This window comes from Pedobacter humicola (assembly GCF_056490705.1).
The window spans coordinates 448842-467403 of record NZ_JBWJIG010000002.1; the positions used below are offsets into that span (position 1 = coordinate 448842).

16 protein-coding genes are annotated in these 18562 nt (G+C 40.3%); 6 read left to right on the forward strand and 10 right to left on the reverse strand.

The window, feature by feature from the left end; translation table 11 throughout:
- Positions 1–96 precede the first annotated feature (96 nt).
- A complete protein-coding gene (locus AC04Q1_RS05440; RefSeq protein ID WP_478362567.1) occupies positions 97–732 on the forward strand; it encodes a hypothetical protein in 636 nt (211 codons plus the stop codon).
- Positions 733–800: 68 nt separating this feature from the next.
- Here the strand turns inward: AC04Q1_RS05440 and AC04Q1_RS05445 are convergent, their stop codons facing one another.
- Positions 801–3044, reverse strand: a complete 2244-nt coding sequence (locus AC04Q1_RS05445; RefSeq protein WP_478362569.1) for a poly(ethylene terephthalate) hydrolase family protein — start codon at positions 3042–3044, stop codon at positions 801–803.
- Between the two features lie 220 nt (positions 3045–3264).
- Between AC04Q1_RS05445 and AC04Q1_RS05450 the strand changes: the two genes are divergently transcribed.
- Genes AC04Q1_RS05450 through AC04Q1_RS05460 form a run of 3 tightly spaced genes read left to right on the forward strand, consistent with a single transcriptional unit; the run spans position 3265 to position 5166 of the window.
- The gene (locus AC04Q1_RS05450; protein WP_478362571.1) at positions 3265–3915 is read left to right on the forward strand and encodes a FadR/GntR family transcriptional regulator; all 651 of its coding nucleotides are present in this window, start codon (positions 3265–3267) and stop codon (positions 3913–3915) included.
- A 5-nt stretch (positions 3916–3920) separates the two neighbouring features.
- Positions 3921–4754 (forward strand): sulfite exporter TauE/SafE family protein, encoded by an 834-nt coding sequence (locus AC04Q1_RS05455; protein ID WP_478362573.1) that lies wholly within the window; start codon positions 3921–3923, stop codon positions 4752–4754.
- A gap of 10 nt (positions 4755–4764) precedes the next feature.
- The gene (locus AC04Q1_RS05460) at positions 4765–5166 is read left to right on the forward strand and encodes a DUF1634 domain-containing protein (RefSeq protein ID WP_478362575.1); all 402 of its coding nucleotides are present in this window, start codon (positions 4765–4767) and stop codon (positions 5164–5166) included.
- A gap of 50 nt (positions 5167–5216) precedes the next feature.
- Here the strand turns inward: AC04Q1_RS05460 and AC04Q1_RS05465 are convergent, their stop codons facing one another.
- The gene (locus AC04Q1_RS05465) at positions 5217–6071 is read right to left on the reverse strand and encodes an NAD(P)-dependent oxidoreductase (protein ID WP_478362577.1); all 855 of its coding nucleotides are present in this window, start codon (positions 6069–6071) and stop codon (positions 5217–5219) included.
- Between the two features lie 129 nt (positions 6072–6200).
- Here AC04Q1_RS05465 and AC04Q1_RS05470 point away from each other — a divergent pair, with 129 nt between their 5' ends.
- Positions 6201–7304, forward strand: a complete 1104-nt coding sequence (locus AC04Q1_RS05470; protein WP_478362579.1) for a DNA alkylation repair protein — start codon at positions 6201–6203, stop codon at positions 7302–7304.
- Here AC04Q1_RS05470 and AC04Q1_RS05475 read toward each other — a convergent pair.
- The 7 genes from AC04Q1_RS05475 to AC04Q1_RS05505 all read right to left on the reverse strand — a co-directional run bounded on the left by AC04Q1_RS05475 (position 7293) and on the right by AC04Q1_RS05505 (position 16224).
- The gene (locus AC04Q1_RS05475; protein ID WP_478362582.1) at positions 7293–7751 is read right to left on the reverse strand and encodes an NUDIX hydrolase; all 459 of its coding nucleotides are present in this window, start codon (positions 7749–7751) and stop codon (positions 7293–7295) included. The genes AC04Q1_RS05470 and AC04Q1_RS05475 overlap by 12 nt on opposite strands.
- A gap of 207 nt (positions 7752–7958) precedes the next feature.
- On the reverse strand, positions 7959–8150 hold the full coding sequence (locus tag AC04Q1_RS05480; RefSeq protein ID WP_478362584.1) for a hypothetical protein: 192 nt from the start codon (positions 8148–8150) through the stop codon (positions 7959–7961).
- Positions 8151–8222: 72 nt separating this feature from the next.
- On the reverse strand, positions 8223–10307 hold the full coding sequence (locus tag AC04Q1_RS05485; protein ID WP_478362586.1) for a glycoside hydrolase domain-containing protein: 2085 nt from the start codon (positions 10305–10307) through the stop codon (positions 8223–8225).
- 296 nt (positions 10308–10603) lie between these two features.
- Complete coding sequence (locus AC04Q1_RS05490; RefSeq protein WP_478362588.1) at positions 10604–11122, reverse strand: DUF2911 domain-containing protein; 519 nt, start codon at positions 11120–11122, stop codon at positions 10604–10606.
- Positions 11123–11249: 127 nt separating this feature from the next.
- Entirely contained in the window at positions 11250–11873 is a 624-nt protein-coding gene (locus AC04Q1_RS05495) for a class I SAM-dependent methyltransferase (protein WP_478362590.1), read from the reverse strand.
- An 81-nt stretch (positions 11874–11954) separates the two neighbouring features.
- On the reverse strand, positions 11955–13655 hold the full coding sequence (locus AC04Q1_RS05500; protein ID WP_478362592.1) for a sodium:solute symporter family protein: 1701 nt from the start codon (positions 13653–13655) through the stop codon (positions 11955–11957).
- Between the two features lie 100 nt (positions 13656–13755).
- On the reverse strand, positions 13756–16224 hold the full coding sequence (locus tag AC04Q1_RS05505) for a PIG-L family deacetylase (protein ID WP_478362594.1): 2469 nt from the start codon (positions 16222–16224) through the stop codon (positions 13756–13758).
- 292 nt (positions 16225–16516) lie between these two features.
- On the opposite strand from AC04Q1_RS05505, the gene AC04Q1_RS05510 reads away from it, so the two are divergent.
- A complete protein-coding gene (locus tag AC04Q1_RS05510) occupies positions 16517–17854 on the forward strand; it encodes a sigma-54-dependent transcriptional regulator (RefSeq protein WP_478362596.1) in 1338 nt (445 codons plus the stop codon).
- Positions 17855–18089: 235 nt separating this feature from the next.
- Here the strand turns inward: AC04Q1_RS05510 and AC04Q1_RS05515 are convergent, their stop codons facing one another.
- Complete coding sequence (locus tag AC04Q1_RS05515) at positions 18090–18542, reverse strand: substrate-binding domain-containing protein (RefSeq protein WP_478362598.1); 453 nt, start codon at positions 18540–18542, stop codon at positions 18090–18092.
- Positions 18543–18562: the final 20 nt, after the last annotated feature.

Below are 18562 nucleotides of genomic sequence, written 5' to 3' on the forward strand. Positions count from 1 at the left end.
CTTGAGAAGATTTAATACTTTGAACGTAATGTGTTTACAAATACTATACACAACTAAAACAATTCAATATATTCTTATCACTTTAATAAGACCAACATGGAAGTACGTTACATCAAATATTTTTTAAAAATTTTTCTTCCGCTTCTAGACCGGAAAAATGATAGGGCAGCTATCCGGTTTATGTTCAGACATACTGCGTTTTTTAGCATCAGTAAGGGGAAGAGACTTTTTGGGCCGACCTGCCGGTGTACAGAAGACAACCTCATCATCGTTGGGGATGGTCTCGTAAATGGTTATTTAAGAAATAATGAAGAAGAAGAGACCAATATATGGCTTGGCACGAAAGGCAGTGTATATATCTGTAATCATCACAAAGAGGACTATACCTTTAACCTCTTCGCAATAGAAGACGCAATTGTTTTTTTGATAGATCAATCCGAATTGAAAGAGGGTTGCGCATGGTATCCTGTACTTGATGCTTTATTCAACACCCATCTGCTCCAAAAAGCATTTTCTGATGTGAATAATAGGAATATATTGTTCAGGCTTCAGCATACAGAAAACAGAATATCTTTATTTAGGCGGATGTATCCAGGACTGTTTGACAGGATGCCTACCGATCTACTGCTCTCCTATCTTGATCTCGACTTAGATTTAACTTCGGGACAAAAGCTTGAGATTGATGGCGTATTCAATAAAAATATACCCAACGACCTTCAAAACCAAAACTAAAACATCTAGCCGTTGAATAATGTAATTATCGTCCACATTATTCAACATAAAAAGCTGACGGACTGCTACTACTTATTGATCAATGAAATATCATCCACAATAATTTCTCCTGAGGGTGTTTTATCAAATATAAAACGGATCTCTTTGAGATTATTCAGCTCAAAACCGCTATGATCCCCCAAAGCCTTAGCCACATCAAAATAGAAAAAATCGGGCACCGCCTCGGAGTTTGGATAGTCATTGAGAAAATCAAACTTACTCAGATGCTTCGCTATTTGTGGCTGGAGAAGACTACAGCTACTTAAGGAAAAAGAGAAATGGTGATTTTTACGGTCTGTAACCTCGATGGTGAAATCGATAGGCTTGGAACTGCCTGAAGTATTTTCCTTCCCTGCCGCTAATGAAAAGCCCAACATCTTGCCCGACAAAGCAAGTGGGGAAGATAAACCAACCGAAAAGAAACCCGCCTGATGTTTGGGTTTTAACGAATCCCAACCAAGGTAAAGGGCCTTGGAAATCTGCATGCCCCACAAAAATTTATTTTGTTGCTCTTTCCACTCACGAAGACCACTAGTGGTAATTTTGCCTCCATTTACAGATGTTGTAGCAACATCTACATCCTCATCAAAATCTGCCAACAAAGTTTTTTGTGCAGGTTCAAACTGGTTCATGTATATTTTTTTGGGCAGCCAGTTTCTGCCAAATCTTGCATCCATAAAAAGCGGTTTGTACCCCGTCTTACGGTTTAGTGTTGCTTCCAGAAACCCACCGATGTATACACTCAGTATTTTTTGCTGTTCCTGCTCATCCATCAACTGCTTAAGGTTAAACCTATTGATACCCGGGCCAGCCCCATCTTTTCTGCCCCATACCGAATTAAACTGACCATGATTGGCCCCACCTAAATAGAGGCCAGCCTTAAATCCGGTAAAATCAGGAGAAAACTGGATCCTTTTCATCGTAGCAAGTCCACCGTAGGTCTGCATATCCATATCCAACGCGCCCTGAATTACAAAATAATTAATATCCTTTGCAACAGTTAAGGTTCCTCCAGGTTTATACTGGCCATCAACAGGCGCTATGGCAATAACGGCGCCAATATTGAAATTAAAGTTGAATACCTCTCTTGCATCATCGGGATAATGGCTAAGCTTGTTAAATACGGCAGCATGCGTTACTGCCTCCCCGCCCCTCGAATGGCCGATGATGGCAATCCTATCCATGTCAATTCTCTTATAAAAGTTATTGCCCCGTGTACGGTTCCAACCGCGTAAAAGTTCGAGATGTTTTAAAAGCAACCAAGCCCTTGCCGCATTCTCATTTTTTAATCCACCGCCAAACACATCCAGGTCGGTCAACGAAAGGTTAAGGAAGTTCTCATCTATTGAAACCACCATATATCCGCGACTGGCCAATAACTCACCCAAAAAAGTATAACCCGGATCCGACGCCTGCTGGGCAAGATGGTTTCCATGAACGATCACCACAAGTGGCAAAGGCCCTTTCTTATCCCCAGGATACCAAACCAGTCCATTCAATGGAAGCGACTTCTGATCGAACCCAAAATACATGGTCCTGAGTTTACCCGAAACCCCGGCCCAGGAAGTGAGCAAGCGAGAACCATCAATACTTGCGGTTTTGATCTTTACCCCATCACCAAATTCTTTCCGCCACTTATCCTTCCCACTGCCGTAACTTAGCGTATAAGATTTGTATGGTCCTTTAAGTGATGGATCTGGTAGGGCAATTGCATCTGGAAGCTTACCCTTCAATTTATAATTTACAACCGGCACGGCGCTACTACCTTGCCCGAAGAAAATACCCAGCCCTAAAATAAAAGCAACGGCTGAAAGAACCAGTACCAAAAACCAAAAAATCCTTTTCAAATTCTTTAACGGAAACAGTACACCCTTTTTCCATTGATAAATACCGGCCAATATCAATATGGGCAATACAATTATTCCGGCAATCAGTACCCAGCCATACGTAGCAGGAAGATGAAAAAAATAAAAAACTGCCAGATAACAAAAAATAATAGCAACCTGATAGGCTGCAGGAATGCGTGGCAATAATTTCAATAGCCACATCAGTACAACCGAGATGACAATACCACAGCCTATATAGAACAACACATAGCTTAAAAGGTATAAGATTGGTATATGCCGATAGAAATAAAGCACATGCATTACCGATAAAAACAGCACCACAAAGGCAACAATAATTTTACCTGCCCTGCCTGGCAGTTTTTCTGTTGGGGAAAGAAATTCGCAAATACGTTTAAAAAAGGATTTGATTTTAGCGATGATAATCATAGTCTTAATCGTATTAAAACAATATAACAGATACAAAATTCACTTATAAACTGATTTTCAACAGACACGGGAGAATCTGCCCATTTAGCAAATTAATAAAACTCGGTAATTAATTAAAAAATTGTTGACCTGTTATGCCAGTGCAAAATGATATTGGCAAGACACAAAACATCTGACGTTTAAATAAAACATCGTATGTTTGTATTACTAATTAAAAACAATGAAACAGGAAATTAAACTTTTTGAACAGGTATCAACCAAAATCAGGACTGATATCAAAGAGGGAAGATTTAAAGTGGGAGAAAAAATCCCTTCCGAGCCTGTATTAATGGAATTGTACAGTGTTGGTCGTTCTACCATTAGAGAAGCAATAAAGTCGCTTACTTTATCTGGAATCCTCACCGTGCAGCAAGGTTTTGGCACAAAGGTGAATGCCATTCCTGCTGAACCCATTGAGCAGCGTTTGCGGAATTCTGATTTTGAAGAGATCAACCAGGTAAGGGCTTTGCTCGAGCAGGAAATTGTACGTCTGGCTACACAAAACCGAACTGAATCAGATCTTGTGAAGATTAAAGAAGCACTTGAGAGCAGGAAACGGGCCATCGAGCAGGAGTTAAGAACCGAATGTACAAATGCCGATATCGAATTTCACCTGGCTATTGCGCGTGCCTCCGGTAACCGCGTACTGACCGATCTTTACGAAAGCTTTACGTTTATCATCCGTGATTTCTTTGCCAAAAGAGCACCATCAGGCATTATGCACTTTGCCCTGAGCCATCATTTGCACCAGGCATTGTTTGACGCGATAAGGGAAGGCAACATGGAAAGCGCCAGCGCAATAACCACAACCATATTGAACAATAATCACTAAATATCATGTCAATTTTAACTTTTACCCTGATCCTAATCCTCGGTGCTTATCTTGCCGGATTGGTTGGGTCATTAACCGGCCTGGGTGGCGGAGTAGTGGTTATTCCATTGCTTACTCTTGTTTTCCATGTCGATATCCGTTATGCGATCGGCGCAGCTTTGCTCGCTTCTATCGCCAATTCATCAGGTGCAGCCAGTGCGTATATTAAAGAAGGGATTACGAATATCCGATTGGGTATGTTTTTAGAGATCGCCACCACCGTAGGCGCGGTGATCGGGGCTTTAATTGCCGTATATACCCCAACCAATACCATTGCCATTTTATTCGGCAGTGTTTTGCTTTTCTCGGCAGCCATGACTTTAAGAAAAAAGAATCAGGACGCTTTAACAGAAGGCAGTAAACTTTCGGCAATATTGAAACTGAACAGCAGTTACCCCACCCAAACAGGTACAGTTGATTATAAACTCAAAAATGTTGGTGCAGGCTTTTCCATCATGACGGTAGCGGGCGTCATGTCGGGTTTATTGGGTATCGGTTCGGGTGCATTAAAGGTATTGGCGATGGATACGGCAATGAAAATTCCTTTTAAGGTAAGTACCACCACAAGCAATTTTATGATCGGTGTTACCGCAGCGGCCAGCGCCGTAGTTTATCTGCAACGTGGTTATATGGATCCTGGAATCGCTTTTCCAGTAGTGCTTGGTGTACTGGGCGGGGCCTTTACCGGTGCCAAATTATTAACCCGTATCAATCCAGCTACCTTAAGGATTATTTTCTGCATTGCCATCACCTTTGTGGCTTTCGAAATGATCTACAATGGCTATCAACATAAATTCTAAATAAAAAACCATGAAAAATATCACCTCTACGCAACTGATACAAGACCGCGACGTAGAAAAAATAGTTGGCAAACTGTTAAGGTTTGGTGTAATCACCGCCAGTTTAGTTGTTTTATCGGGCGGCATACTTTTTTTGATCCAAAATGGTGCGCAAGGCCGGCCAGACTATCACCTTTTTAAAGGTGAGGAAAATAACTACATCACCTTTAAAGGTATTTTCATTGGCCTTTTCACTTTTAAACCAATGGCGATTATCCAGTTCGGCGTATTGCTACTGATTATTACGCCTATTATGCGGATCGTGTTTTCGTTATTCGCCTTTATACTGGAAAAGGATCGACTTTATGTGGTGATTACTCTGATGGTACTCGCGATAATATTGGGAAGCACTTTTGGCGGACTTAAGGTATAAAATGTCGTCATCTCGATCCGCTCGAAATGACGAAGTTTGAGGGTAGTTGTCTATCCTTTCACCTGTTTAATTACTGCAATAATATCCTCTTCTCCGTATTCTGCAGAGGCAGCCTCGAAAGTCTCTAAGGCAGTTTTGGCCAGTGGTGAAGAAATCCCCTCAGCTTTAGCCAGCTTTAAATCTTTAACAATATGTTTAAGGGCAAAAGCAGCTTTGTAATTATTGGCAATTATGGCATCACCCTTAATTTTGGTAAAGGTATTTCCGATAGCGGCATTGTTAATCAATGCTAATAAATCTTCCGTTTTAATCCCCTGCTGATTGGCAAACATTACCGTTTCGGCCAAGCCCTGAGCATACAAAGCCAGCAAGGAGTTGATGGCCAGCTTTGCACTGTTACCTGCACCGCTTTCTCCAACACGCATGGCAAGTTTACCCATTTTTTCGAGGACAGGTTTTACCTGGTTAAAAACCGTTTCTTCACCACCTGCCATAATCACCAACTGTGCGGTTTCGGCCTGTTTCACACTTCCCGAAACCGGTGCATCTAAATACATACTTCCTTTTTCCTTGCAAAATGCGGCCATTTCCTTTGAAATTGAGGGTGAAACCGTACTCATATTGATAATGATTTTACCTGAAGTTTCGGCAGTAAAAAGACCATCTTCCCCTTTAAAAATCTGTTCGATTGCCGAATCATCAGAAACCATCACAATAACCACATCGGTAGCCGCAATCAGATCCTTTGGTGTTTCAGCAACTGATGCTCCCATTGCTTTCAATGCAGTTTCCTTTTCTTTGCTCCTATTATAAACCGTTACCGCATAGTCAGCTTTGATCAATTGTTCTGCCATTGGGATGCCCATATTACCCAGCCCGATCCAACCTATTTTTTGTGTATTCATTTCTTAGTTTTTATGATAAACAAAAGTGCCAAAGAAAAAGCTTAAATTATTTAATGCTAAGTAAAAATGATATTGATCAAGCAAAAGAAATTTTATTTGGGTTAACTTTGAGAGCAAGATTTACCGCATATGGCCAGCCCACTTAAAGATTTATATTCTCCTGCCTTTTACGATAGATTAAGCAATGCCCTGGCAGTTACTGTTCCAAATTTTGACAAAGAAAAATTCGTCAAAAAGATTTTCACTCCCGAATTTGAAACCAAAGAACTCAAGGAACGGATGAAACATACTTCGAGGGTATTACACGATTTCTTACCTAAAGATTATCCCCAAACTGTTGAGCTGATCAAAAAAACGATAGGCCAGTTAAGAATTCAGGGCACTGGAGAAGATGGTCTGGCTTACATGTTTCTGCCTGATTATCTCGAAACCTATGGCCTTGATAATTTTGAAACTTCTGTAGAAGCCCTGGAATTTGTGACCCAGTTTGTAAGCTGCGAATTTGCCGTTCGTCCCTTCATTTTAAAATACGAAAATAAGATGATCTTGATAATGCAGCAATGGTCACTGCACGAAAGCCACAAAGTAAGAAGGCTTGCCAGCGAAGGTAGCCGTCCGCGATTGCCCTGGGCGATGGGTATTCCTTTTCTGAAAAAAGACCCGACATCCATTTTACCCATACTCGAAAACCTCAAAACAGATCCTTCTGAATATGTAAGGCGAAGCGTGGCCAATAGTTTAAACGATATTGCAAAAGATCATCCTCAAGTAGTTTTAAATGTTGCCAAAAACTGGTCGGGCCTCGGTATTGAAACAGATGCTATTATTAAACACGGCAGCCGGACTTTGCTTAAACAGGGACATCAGGAGATCCTGAAGCATTATGGCTTAGATGATAAAGGCATTTTGTTGACAGATTTCAAAATCTTAACACCTGACATCAAAATTGGCGAAAGTCTGGAATTCTCTTTTTCTATTTTGAATGAAAATCCTACCGGGCAAAAAGTTAGATTGGAATATGCCATTTACTATAAAAAGCAAAATGGACAGAACACCAAAAAGGTGTATAAAATTTCCGAACGGATTTATCCGGCAGGTGCGGCAGTAAATATCGTCCGTAAACAAAAATTCGTCCTGATCACTACACGAAAATTTCATTTAGGCGATCACCAGCTTTCGGTGATCATTAATGGCGCTGAAAAAGAAATCTCACATTTCTTTTTAACTGCCTAGTTTTGATATCAGTTCGTCGAGCAGGGCAACCTGTTTTTCGTTGATGTGTTTAATCGCATCGTTATAGGTAAACCATCCGGCTTTATCCACTTCGGCAAAATTTTGCCTTTTGCCTGATCTTGGTGGCCATTCGATTTCGAAAGTGTTACTAACAATTGTTGACGGATCGAGATCTCCTTCTATGGCCCAGCACAAAACCTTTTTACCTCCTTTTTGCACAATTGGAGATAATTCGATAAAATCTCCGGATAGGATTTCACCTGTTTCTTCTGCAAATTCTCTTATAGCCGCTGTTAAAGGTTCTTCATTGTCATTCAGCTCTCCTTTGGGTACAGTCCAAAAGCCAAGGTCTTTTTTGGCGAAGAAAGGCCCACCAGGATGTACAAGAAAGAATTCGAGCTGCTGATCTTTTTTTCTAAAGAGTAAAATCCCTGCACTTTGTTTCATCGTGGAAAGATAGGGTTTTGTAAATAAATGACGTCCTGATTAACTTATTTCAGCATCTTTCAACATCAGATCCTGAAACGAGTTCAGGATGATGATAGTATTCGGAAATAACAGCGCATTACGTCTTGCTTAACAAAAAAGCAGTTAAGCTTTTACACTTAACTGCTTTGATATAATCTGGTATGATATGATTTTATTGGAGGTGTTTTACAACAAGCCGTACAAACCATGGGCATAGTTCCTTAATGAAGCGGATACCGTCTTCATCTTATCAGGAGATGGGCCTTTTACTTTATAAGCTTCCGGGTGAAGTTCTAAAGGTTGGTCGTTAGCTTGTTCTAATGTGTTTCTATTGCTTAATGTAGCATGCTGCTCTTCGCTTAATTTTAAAGGTGCCATGATCTTGAAATTTATACTAGAACAACAGGATTTACCAGAATAAGTTTTCCGTTTTTTATTAAATTTTTAAAATTATTTTTCAAGACTCGAAATCCAGTTCTCAGTATCCGAAATTTTAACCGGAACAGCCGAAGCTACAATTTTAAGAACCCCTCCTGCATTAATATCGTTTTGCGTGATGTAATTCTTTTTAAAAGGTTTTTCATTGAGAAAAACAGCCTTGATGTATTTGTTTTTTAAACTGAAATTTTCCGTTTCGATGGTAAAAGTTTTTCCTTTTGGGAGCTTATAACTGAGTGAAGGGAATAAAGGTACATTTAGGTAATATACCGGCCAGCCAACACATGCAGGAGAAAAGCCACTTGCTGCAAAAACATACCAGGCGCTCATCGCCCCGGCATCGTCATCCATAGTGCGAAGGTAAGCATGGGGTTGATTTCTATAAATCTTCCCGATATAACTGCCAATCCCCCGACTATTGTCGTTAAAATAATTTTGGATAACCGTATCAGCAGCCAATTGGTGCATCCAATATTGTGATTTATATCCTGAGGTGGTTACATTGTACATTAACGGCACCTGGAGATCGGGCTCGTTTGCATGGTTATATAAATCGCGTGCAAAAAATTCGTCGAGTTTCGCCAGATAAGACTCTTCTCCCCCATCCAGTTCAACCAGTCCCTTAAAATCATAAGGTACAAACCAGCGATATTGCCAAATAGTACCCTGATACAAACCTCGGGCCTGCATGCGGTCTACATCATTTTTGCTCATGTCTTTAAAGTCCTTGTTCCAGTATTTTTTGTACTCCAGGGCTTTATTGAGATAAAAATCTGATTTTTCCTTATTATCTAAAATTTTGAAGATTTCGGCCAATGCCCAGTTGTCGTAACTCGATTCCAGTGCTTTATCTGGCGATTTATAATCCAGACCATTAACTTCTTTCACCAGTGAATCAGCAATCTTATTGAAATCGACAGGATACCCCTTTCGGTAAGCATCTAACAACACCACAATGGCATGTTCAGAACGTACCGTGTTTGATGGTTCATTTTGCCCGGCATAATCTTTTTTACCTGAGTTATACAGATCGGCAATAGAACTCACCATCCCGGCATAGCGGTCTTGCTCAATTAAGGATAGCAAAGGTAACTGTGTGCGGTAATTATCCCAGATGGCCCAGCCATTGTAACGGATTTCTTTATCTTTTTGCGTTTCACCTTTCGTATTGCGGTAGGCTCCATCGGCTTCAGAAATTACATAAGGCGACTGCATAGTACGGTATAAAAGCGAATAAAACAGTTTTGCACTTTCCAGATCACCATTTACCGCAATTTTGGAAAGATTTGCATTCCAATCGGCCTTACTTTGTTCTTTTACTACATTAAATGGATTTTTATTGATCGATGCTTTAGCCGCTTCCACACTAACCGAAGAAAGTGCGATATTGATACCTGTAGAAATTACTTCTCCCTTTAACATGGCGATCAATTTGTGATCATCGACCACTTTCCAGAATACGTTGTCGCCGATTTCCATATAATAGAACAGTTTATACTTACCTGCGCCACAGGTTGTTTTTGAGGTAATCCATCCACTTACCGAATTTCCATTTACTTCGTGCTCTTCGGCAACAAAAGCACCATTAAAGGCATAACCTAAATCGAGGTAAAAGCCTTTGGCACCCTTGGGGAATTGATAGGCATGTTTCCCAGCCTTACCCAAGACCGTAAAACTGGCTTTAATTTTATTTTCAAAACCCACTTCATAGTATCCGGGACCTGCTTTTTCTGAAGCTTTGATCAATTCTGACTGTGCCGGATCGTTGCCTAAAAATGGTTTGATGAAGATATTCCCACCAGAACCCTGGCAGCCTACTCCTTCGAAACGGTTATGGGTAAAACCTTCAAATTTCTTGGCCAGGTATTCGTAACCGGTATGGGTTTTTGGGTAAGTTTGCGGACCGATACTCAACATACTAAAAGGTGCGGATGCCGCTGGCGACATCTGTCCGTGATCGGCAGAAGAACCTAAAAAAACATTCACCTGATCTACAGGTTTTGCTATTTTGACAGAGAAAAAATGTGGTTTTTGTTGTGCTAAAACGTTTAACGATAGGAACGGCAACAAGGCCAATAGTTTAATGGAAAACTTCATTTTGGGGTTTGTTTGTAAATCGGCCTAAAATAACATTTTAACATGAAGTAGATATTATGTGTTAGGTTCTTTACAAAAGTTGTTGGTCTGGATTTGTAATCCAGAACTTCGTGCCCGGGTTCTACTGGTGTTAACCGTTTGTTAGGATTATAAATCCTAGATTCTTAAGAGGGGATTGCACAACCCGAAGAACATGAAATTGTTGTCCTTCTACAGGCTTCGGATGACAAATAAATATGAGCATAAAAAAGCCGTCCACATATAAAATCCGGACGGCTGTAAATCATTTTATTGTATTACTTGATGGAAACCGGAACTGAAATTTTATCCCAGTCTAATGAGAAACCGCTTTTGGTAATGTTATAAACCAAACGTTCTTGTGTAGCTTTTAAAGCTTTGGTTTTAACGTCAACACGCAAAGCATCTTTAGCTTCTTCGTATTTGTAGGCACCCCATTGTTTTGGTTCTTTGTTAAAGATGGCGGTCCATGTTCCGCTTTCTTTAGGAATTAAAAAGAAGCTGTATTTTCCTGCTGCCAAAGCTTTACCTTCTACCACAATATCTTTATCCGTTTCGAAAGTAGTGGCCTCGTTTGCACCTGCGCGCCATACTTTGTCATAAGCTTCAAGGCCGCCCCAGATTTTACGTCCTTTTACTGCAGGACTGCTGTAATTGATGGTAATGGTTGCACCCTTTACTTTTCCTGTTGCGGTAGCTGCAGGACTTGGCTTAGGCTGCGCATCTTGTGCCATTGCGCTTACAGAAATGGTAATTGCTGTAAATAGCAACGCGATTGATTTAATCATCGTTTTCATAGTATTATATTTATCTGTTTTTGTTGTTTTTTTGAATTTACGAATTTATAGCTTTAGGTTGATAAAAACTATAATCCCGGTGTCCAAAAAACGTAAGAATGGCTTTATTATTTTGTGAGTGGTTTTTCTATTTTTTCTTGCCTATAAATCTGATCACCGAACCTTGCCCGTTATGAAACAAGCCTTCATTCAGTTCAATTTCTGTTTCTTCCAAAGTTATTATTTCGAAATCAGGGAAATCGGATTTGAGCTCATCTGAAGAAAACAGCATATCAATTTCCTTTGGCCCGCCTACTTTTCCGTTCTTAGCCAGATAATCGAGGTGATTCTTGCTGAAAGCTTCAAAAATAACCAATCCGCCTTTCCGCAAATATTTGCTCAGTGTTTTATGATAGGATGATTTAATAGCAGCCGGAAAGTGTGCATAAATTAATGCAATGGCATCAAATTGTTCGTCTTCATAATCGAGCGCTTCTAGTTCCCCAACCTGGTAATCAATGCCTACCTTATTATTTTTGGCAAGTTGAAGTGCTTTATTTTTTCCTTCAATACTGATATCAAAGGCAGAAACCTCCCAACCAAGTTTTGCTGCAAAAACAGCATTACGCCCTTCACCTTCAGCTGGAAAAAGTATTGATCCGCGATCTAGCCTGGTTAACTGTTCTTTTAAATAATTGTTTGGTTCTTCTCCGTAAGCAAACTCCTCAGTACTATAGCGATCGTTCCATCTATCAACCCAAGCTTCGTTCATATTTTAACGTAATTTATTTTAAAACTAAGGTATTAAATTTTAGGTTCGTGATGAGAAAGCAAATATCTGTTTCGGGTAAAATTAAGATGCGCTGTTGTTGCTAACTTTTGGATTATAAAACCACATTCCGATTACCGAAAATATGATTACCGCAGCAGCACCAATTACGTTGAGCCATAGAAAGGAAACAATATCAAACTCGTATACCGCAATCACAGCAATTTCAGAAAGAATCGCGGCAATAAATACCAGAGGGCCATTTATTTTTTTAAAATAAAACGCGACCAGGAAAATACCCAATATCGGGCCATAAAACAGGGAGCCTAAAACATTCACCGCTTCTATTAAGGAGCCCATCTGCGTGGCAAACATGGCGACGGCAATAGAAAAAATACCCCAGGCCAAAGTATGTAAGCGGCTATATTTTAATTCGGTTTTGTCGTCTACTTCCCTTTTTCCAAAAATGAGGTGTACATCTTTTAACGAACAGGCGGCCAACGAATTTAACGCTGCTGAAATAGAACCCCAACTGGCTAAAAATATCACAGCAAAGAGTAATCCGATCATCCCAACAGGAAGGGTGTTTTTTACAAAGTATAAAAAGATATAATTGGTATCGGTTTTTTCCGCGTTATAGTTTGCCTTATTGATGGCCGCTTCTACCCTACCATGAAGTTCTTTAACTTGTTGCTGGGTAGACTTGAAATTTTCTATCGAAGCGTTTAACGACGGTGACTGCTGCTCCTTTTCTACGAGGATAGTTTTTGATTGCTGATTAAATTTATGCGCTAAAGCGTCATGTTCTTTTTCAAATTTTGCGGCTTGCTCCGGTTGTGTTTCTTTTAAATATTGATAGGAACGCTCATTGAAATAAATCGGTGCGGGTTTTAAGGAGAAAAAAGCAAACAGTAACGCACCAATCAACAGAATGGCAAACTGCATTGGAATTTTAACCAGTCCGTTTAACAGCAATCCCATTTTCGCATTGGTATTGTCTTTCGCGGTAATGTATCTTCCAACCTGACTTTGGTCTGTGCCGAAATAGGAAAGTGCCAGGAAAAAGCCACCTATCAAACCGCTCCAGATGTTGTATTTGTCCTTCCAATCGAATTCGGTAGTAATTACGTTTAACTTTCCTGATTTCCCGGCAAGATACAAGGCATCTTTAAAACCGATGCCATTGGGCATGTTCTGTACCAAAAGATAACCGGCAAAAGCCATTGTTCCCAAAATAATCAGAAACTGCAACTTTTGTGTATGCGCAATGGCTTTTGCACCACCTACATAGGTATAAATCAACAATATCCCACCAGTTAGGATATTGGTTAAATAAATATTCCAGTTTAAAACGCTCGACAGGATAATACTTGGCGCATAAATACTGATTCCTGTGGATAATCCACGAGAAAATAAGAACAATAGGGAAGTTAAAACCCGTGTTTTTTTATCGAAACGGTTTTCCAGGTATTCGTAAGCGGTATAAACATTCAACCTTTGAAAAATCGGGATGAAAGTAATACAGATCACAATCATCGCCAATGGCAGACCGAAATAATATTGAACGAAACGCATCCCATCGGTGTAGGCCTGCCCTGGTGCCGACAAAAAAGTAATGGCGCTGGCCTGCGTAGCCATAATACCCAGTAATACAATATACCAGGGCATTTTATTATCGGCCTTTAAATAAGAGGCATTACTTTTTTGCCCACGGCCGATAAAAACGCCATAGGTGACTACGGCAAGCAAGGTAAATATCAATACTGCCCAATCGATATTACTCATGCCCAGAACTTAGTAAACAGATAATAAAATACAATCTGAAATACCAGCGCCAAAGCGAGTAGTATATACCAGGTATTCCAGTTTTTGAATTGATTTTTCATCACTTCCCTGCTGATAAAAAATTAAAGAACAGCCTTGCTGCGCCAACATTTCCGGCAGGCAATTGTCTGAAAAAGGCTAAAGGCGTATAAATAAAATTCCCTTTACCATATTTAGCATAAAGTGTTGATCCTTGCAATGCTTCTTCACCGGTGTCGTGCATTTCGAAAAGCGGTTCATATTTGGCATCCCATTGATCAGGGAAATAAGCACCTCTTTCCTGCACCCAACCTTTAAAATCATCCGCAGTGATTTTATTCGGGTAGTTTAACAGTTTATGCTCGGGCTTTAAAAATTTAACCTCGGCGTTTTCTTCAGTTACCCTTTTGCCCCCGATAGAGAATGGATAAATTCCGAAGTCCTGTAATGCCATATCCTGCGTGGTATTGTACTGCATCACAATGGTCCCGCCATTTTCTACATAGCTACGCAAAGCAGTTTGCCAGTTTTTAATTCTTTTCTCGGTATTGATTACCCTTACGCCAGTTACTATGGCATCGTAGCTGGCTAATTTTGTGGCATTGAGGATATCCGCTTCAGTCAAAACATCCACCTGTAAACCGGCCTGTCTTAAAAATTCAGGAATCAGATCTCCTGCGCCTTCTATATACCCAATTTTTTTCGCCAGTACTTTTACATCTCCTTTGATCAACCAGGTGGTGGCCGGCACAAAATATTGTAAGGTGGGCAAATGAGGGTATTGAATCAATACCTGGCCTCTTGAATACTCATTTGCTTCTGATGAGAAAACGGCTTCCAGTTTATTTTGGCTGCTTTTAATTTTAGCTAAATCTTCAATAGGAATCAGGAAGTTCATGGTATTGATCGTATTCTCGGCTAAATTGATGCCCTGAAAAGTTTTCACAATCTGGCTACCGATTTTAAAACTCACTTTTCCATAATTAATATTTTTATTTGCCCTTAAACGAAGGCTAACGTTCAAGGCTTCTTTTTCTTTGGCGAAATAAACCGGTTCGGTAAAGCTTAAATCGAGCGCCGTGATAATACGCAGGCCCTCTACAACGTCACCTTTAACCGGGTCTAATTTTTTATAAGAAAGCGGAAGTTTAATCTCAAATCTTTCATTTTCTATTTTTAAAGACAATAACACATTGAGCGGCGATTGCATTTCCGGCAATCCGATCAAGGTATCGTTGGCGACTCTAAAAGTTGCCGCATCTTTTGCCGGTTTGGCCAACCAGTAAGGTTCTGTTGGCACAGCATTGGCAGGAATCTGTATTTTTCGCTCAATGGTAATCAACGAATCGTTATCGAGCTTTCGGTTTAAGTTATCCGTTTGATTTAACCAATTTACACTTTCAACCGTAACCGGGGTAGCCGACCTCGAAATTAAGTTTAAACGGAAATTATATCCGTTACCCGCAATGGCTTCAGGCTGGTTGGTTACCACCTCCCCCATAAAACCTGCGCAACTTAAAATAATATTATCTATCGCAGCAAGTTTGTCTTTTCTCAGGTCTACATCCTGCAGTGCGGCAATTTTCGTTCTCAGCATCAATAGCCCATGCAGGCTCTTATCAGGTTGATTGTAATTAAAAGATAAGAGGATGATATCGATCAGTTCATCAATATCGGCAATACCTCTATCCGACCAATTAAGGCTTAAACCATCGAATAGAGTTCTTTTTGCAGGATCGCCCAAAACCGGAGTAAAATATTCGGAACGGACGCCAGCCACCGACTGCGTTCCTGCCCCCTGGCTTTTGTGCAAACTTCGGCTTAAGCCCGCCAGTTCACCATAACCCATTCCCAATTGTGCATCGTACTGACCAACGGTAGCTTTAAATTGATTTTCGGCGGTTGTGTTAACTGATCCAAACCTAAAGGTATTCCATAACAGTCTTTTTGGTTGCCAAACCGAAACATATTTAAGTTGGTTAGGGAACATATTTTTATCGGCGGCAGCTTTAAAAGCCTTCTCGGCCACCACAGCAGAAGCAGCATGTTGCCCATGACCGGCGGCGGCAGTAGGCGGAAAACGGCAGATCATTACATCTGGCCTGAATTTTCTGATCACCCAAACCACATCGGCCGTAATGCTATCATCATCCCATTGGTTAAAAGTATCATTGGTATTTTTAGAGAAACCAAAATCAATTGCCCTGGTAAAAAATTGTTGTGCCCCGTCTAATCTGCGGGCTTCTAAAAGTTCGTGCGTTCTGATCAATCCCAAAGCAGCACCCTGTTCGGTCCCCAAAAGGTTTTGTCCTCCATCACCTCTGGTTAAGGATAGATAAGCCGTTTCTACATTCTGTTCGTTAATCAACCAGGATAATAAACCCGTATTTTCATCATCGGGATGCGCAGCTAAGTATAAAACCTTTGGCAGGTGTTTTAAGGTTTTGAGTTCTCTATAAATCTCTGAAGATTTTGCCGGGCGTACCTGTTGGGCAAAGCAAAAAACAGCCGGAAAGCAAAATATGAATATTGCGGTTAGTCTCTTAAACATAGAATTTGTTTTGCAAAAATCAAATATGCTCAAAAAGCTTTTAATTAACGCCTCGGAAACGAAAAAGGTACAAAATAAGTCCCGAGTCTGAAGTCCATAGTCCTTACTCTAAACCCCTGCCCCATCCACGGTATGTATTCTCACAGACCATTCATTTCTCTATTCTTTCGTTCCGCGAGGACACAAACGGGAAGAAAATCCCAAAACCGGTTAATTAAAAAACATGTTTTTTTATCCAAATTTTATCTGCCTCGGTATTTTTATACTTAATATTGCAGCATAAATTCTACCTATGAATGGCATGGTGCTCATTATCGACGATGAAAAGAAAATCTGCAGTTTACTTTCCAGGATTATAGAGCTTGAAGGCTTTAAAACCCTACAGGCCAATACCGGAAAAGATGGACTTAAATTACTTAAAAACAATGATGTCAGTATCGTAATCAGCGATGTTAAGCTACCCGACGTTAACGGTGTTGCATTGGTTAAAGAGATTAAAGCCATAAAACCTTACATAGAAATCATTAACCTAACCGCTTATGGAACCATTGCAGACGGTGTTTTGGCTATTAAAAACGGTGCATTTGATTATCTGGTAAAAGGTGATGATAACGATAAAATTATTCCGCTTTTATATAAGGCGATGGATAAATCGAATCTGCAGCGCAGGGTTACAGATCTGGAAAACAAAATCGCAAAGAAACATAGCTTCGAAACCATTATCGGTCAATCGAAAGCATTAAAGGAAGCGATTGATCTGGCCAAAAAAGTAAGTGCAACCGACACCACCGTATTGTTACTCGGCGAAACCGGGACAGGTAAAGAAGTTTTTGCACAATCTATCCATTATGAAAGTCCGAGAGCGGCAAAACCTTTTGTGGCTTTAAACTGTAGCGGCTTTAGTCCGGATTTGCTGGAAAGTGAACTGTTCGGCTATAAGGCCGGGGCTTTTACAGGCGCGAATAAAGATAAAAAGGGCTTATTGGAAGAAGCCAATGGCGGTACTTTGCTATTAGACGAAATCGGGGAGATGAACCTCGATTTGCAGGCCAAACTATTACGCGTGCTAGAAAGCCAGACCTTTATAAAAGTGGGTGATACTTTAACCCAACAGGTAAATGTAAGGATTTTAGCAGCTACCAATAAAGATTTAAAAGCAGATGCGGCCTCTGGGAAATTCAGATCAGATCTCTATTACCGGCTTTCCGTTTTTACCATCATCCTCCCTCCACTTCGCGAACGAAAGGCAGACATCCCGGCTTTGGCTAAACATTACCTAAAGGAATTTGCCGATAAGGTAAACCGTTCGACACCAAAAATGGATGATAAAATACTGTCAATATTAGCCGATCATAGCTGGAAAGGAAATATCCGCGAGCTTAAAAATGTAATTGAACGTTTGGTTATTTTGTCGGATGGAGATACTTTGAGTGCAACGGCCTTACCTCCTGAATTTTTCGAATTTGCACCGATAGAAAATGATTATAATCTACAACAGATCGAAAAACAGCACATTCAAAAAGTGCTTATTCATACCAAAGGAAATAAAACGGAGACTTCGAGGCTGCTGGGGATCGGCTTAACTACTCTTTACCGTAAGATAGAGGAATATCAGATAAAAGAGGTATAGAGGGGGTAAAGCCGAAAAATAGAGGGTTCTAAAGTTTTAGGTTGAAAAGCAGGAAAGTTTTGGGCCTTCCCGTGCTGTCAGATATTATCATCTGACAGAAAGGCTTTTTTTGAAAGAAGTTGGAAGCTTTAAACTTTGCTGCATACCCACCGAGCAGGTTAAAATTTAGCTGGAGCTATTTCTAAGGAGAAAGCAGGGTTATCATCTTTGCATTCTTCTCAGGCTTCAAATCTCCTTAAGCGCCAAACCTGATCCACTTATCGCCCTCATGTCCAAAAATAAAAGACCCAGGGTGCAACATTTCTGCAATATCTTCTACAAGTGATACTGCGTTTTCGGCAGTTCTTTCTCGGTTTACATCATCATTCAATAAAATAATGCGGTTGTTTTGTACCGCTTGCCAATCCGTATCCAATGCCGCAGGCACCTCTCTCATTAAATCAGTCAGGCTTTTGCCCGGCTGGTAATAAATGATGAAAACCGCGCTCAGCATATCAGCTTCCACCATTCCGCCAGCTACCGAAATTTCTTCCGATAAAAGATACACCGGATTATTCCCTGTATCCAGACAAGCTACAGGCATTTTATCCATAAATTTAATCTTGTGCTCTACTAAATCTAAACGTTCCTGTAATTCTTCCTGCTTAGCAGCATCAAGGCCAATAAATAAATCGTTTAAAAAAGACATCTGCATTAAATTTTATTAAT